At 69.4% G+C, this 575-nt stretch carries 1 protein-coding gene; it reads right to left on the reverse strand.

Annotated elements, in window-relative coordinates:
- A partial coding sequence (locus B7L92_RS41485) for a dCTP deaminase domain-containing protein (protein WP_438364063.1) occupies positions 1-227 on the reverse strand: 227 nt, incomplete at its 3' end.
- Between the last annotated feature and the right edge of the window lie 348 nt (positions 228-575).

Genomic DNA, 575 nt, shown 5'->3' on the forward strand with positions numbered 1-575 from the left:
GTGCAGGTCACGGTCGTGGCGTGCAGCCACTGGCTAGCTGCGGTCACCAGGAGGCGCGCGCCACGACCGTGACCTGCACTGTAATCGATCGGGTGTTCGAACACTAGGAAGGCGCGGTCCAAGCGGACGTCGATGGAGGCGGGCTGAAGCATCGCCTCATCGAACGGTTCGATGCCGAGCCGGCCGCCGGATATCGCGGCGAGGAGGTCTTGATCGGAGAGGAGCACGTCAGGAGCCTACGGCCGAGCCGACGGACCCTTCCCACCGCGGGCCCGCCACTCCTCCAGGTACCGGGTACAGAGCACGCAAAGCGGGTTCCCGCCCGGCCCGTACCGGTGCGTCGGATGCTGACAGCCCTGGCACGGTCCTACGTAGGCGGGCGCGCACTCGGGGGCTGGCGGGGCAGGTCTCTCACTGCTGGTCGTGCTCACGTTCGACATCGTACGTCCGCGCGCGGGGAACCTCCGCGCCCGGCGCCGCGACACTGAAGCCACCGCCCCTTCCCACGACCGGAGGCCCTTCCCATGGCCGAGCCCGTCTTCCGCAGCGACGTCACCGTCGAGCTGGTCAAGCAC

This window comes from Streptomyces viridosporus, from assembly GCF_002078235.1.
Taxonomy (GTDB): Bacteria; Actinomycetota; Actinomycetes; order Streptomycetales; family Streptomycetaceae; genus Streptomyces; species Streptomyces viridosporus.